The following is a 1688-nucleotide window of genomic DNA, read 5'->3' as shown; positions in this document are numbered from 1 at the left end:
GGCGCCGGGACGCCGCGCCGCCCGGGGCCGCGCCGCGCGGGGGGACCGGCGGGCACCGGCCCGCCCCCACCGACCACCACCACCACCACCACCACCACCAGGACTCTGCCGACCGTCAGAGCAGCCCGAGAAGAGGAACCCCACTGTGACCGCGCTTAGCTCCGAGGCCGCCGACTTCAGCTGGCTCCTCGACAACTTCGTCCGCAGCACTCCCGGCGTCCAGCACACCGTCGTCGTCTCCGCCGACGGCCTGCTCATGGCGATGTCCGACAAGCTGCACCGCGAGGCCGGCGACCAGCTCGCCGCCATCGTCTCGGGCGTCTCCAGCCTCGCCCGCGGCGCCGCCCGCCAGCTCGACTCCGGCGACGTGCGCCAGGCGATCATCGAGATGGACGACTCGTTCTTCTTCCTGGTCAACGTCTCCGACGGCTCGGTCCTGGCCGTGTCCGCCGAGGCCGGCTGCGACGTCGGCCTCATCGGCTACGAGATGGCCATGCTGGTGCAGCGCTTCGAGACCGTCCTGACCCCGCAGCTGGTCTCGGAGATGCGGGCCGCCCTGCCCGTCTCCGCCCCGGCCGGCGCCCGGTGGTGACCCCGCCATGACAGCAGCAGGGAGCGCGGACCTCTGGTCCGACGACGACGAGGACGCCGAGGAGTTCACCGTCCGCCCCTACACCGTCACCGGTGGGCGGACGCGCCCCACGAACGCCGACCTGCCGGTCGAGGCGCTCGTGGAGGCCCTGGCCGAGCCCGAGGTCGGGATGACGCCCGAGCGGCGCCGGATCCTGGAGCTGACCCGGACCTCGTACCTCTCGGTCGCCGAGCTGTCCGCCCACGTCCACCTGCCCGTCGGGGTCCTGCGGGTCGTGGTCAGCGACCTCGCCGCCTCCGGCAAGGTGCGCGTCCACGGCCTGACCCTGGCCACGTCCCCCCAACCCGCGACCACCATCAGCGTCCTGGAGAGTGTTCTCAATGGCATTTCCTCGCTCTGACGTGAGCGCCCCCGCGCCAGGCGCTGCGGGGACCGCCACCGAGCCCACCGCCCCGCCCACCGTCGTCAAGATCGTCGTGGCCGGCGGGTTCGCCGTCGGCAAGACGACCTTCATCGGGTCGATCTCCGACATCGAGCCGCTGCGCACCGAGGCGGCCATGACCGAGCACTCGGTCGGGGTCGACGACGCGGGCCTGAACTCGGACCGCAAGACCTCCACCACGGTCGCGATGGACTTCGGCCGCATCGCCCTGCCGGGCAACCTGTGGCTGTACCTGTTCGGCACCCCGGGCCAGGACCGCTTCCTGTTCATGTGGGACGACCTGGTCAAGGGCGCCATCGGCGCGGTCGTCCTGGTCGACACCGACCGCCTCGACCAGTGCTTCCCGGCCGTGGACTACTTCGAGTCCCGCGGCATCCCCTTCGTCGTGGCGGTCAACTGCTTCGACGGCGTCGCCCAGCACGACCTGGACTCCGTGCGCGAGGCCCTGGCGGTGCCGGACCACGTCCCGCTCGTCTACACCGACGCGCGCAGCAAGGCCGCCACCAAGCACAGCCTCATCACGCTCGTGCAGACCGCGCTGGCCCGCCTGAACCAGAGCTGAGCCGGGGTCGGCACCGCGCCGGCACCGCGCCGGCACCGCGCTGAGCAGGGCCCGCGCGCCCGCCGGGAGGCCGGCACCCCGCCCGGGGTGCC

Annotated in this window: 3 protein-coding genes; all 3 read left to right on the top strand. The window is 72.9% G+C overall.

Translation table 11 applies throughout. From position 1 onward, the window contains the following. Positions 1 to 145: 145 nt before the first annotated feature. Genes ACRYR7_RS25485 through ACRYR7_RS25475 form a run of 3 tightly spaced genes read left to right on the top strand, consistent with a single transcriptional unit; the run spans position 146 to position 1596 of the window. Complete coding sequence (locus tag ACRYR7_RS25485) at positions 146 to 592, top strand: roadblock/LC7 domain-containing protein (RefSeq protein WP_432575188.1); 447 nt, start codon at positions 146 to 148, stop codon at positions 590 to 592. 7 nt (positions 593 to 599) lie between these two features. Next, positions 600 to 992 (top strand): DUF742 domain-containing protein, encoded by a 393-nt coding sequence (locus ACRYR7_RS25480; RefSeq protein WP_432575187.1) that lies wholly within the window; start codon positions 600 to 602, stop codon positions 990 to 992. Next, on the top strand, positions 973 to 1596 hold the full coding sequence (locus ACRYR7_RS25475; protein ID WP_432575186.1) for a GTP-binding protein: 624 nt from the start codon (positions 973 to 975) through the stop codon (positions 1594 to 1596). The genes ACRYR7_RS25480 and ACRYR7_RS25475 overlap by 20 nt, the downstream gene beginning before the upstream one ends. Positions 1597 to 1688: the final 92 nt, after the last annotated feature.

Origin of the sequence: Kineococcus gurbantunggutensis, assembly GCF_050871925.1 — a bacterium.
Lineage (GTDB): Bacteria > Actinomycetota > Actinomycetes > Actinomycetales > Kineococcaceae > Kineococcus.
This window is presented reverse-complemented; position numbering and strand designations above follow the sequence as displayed.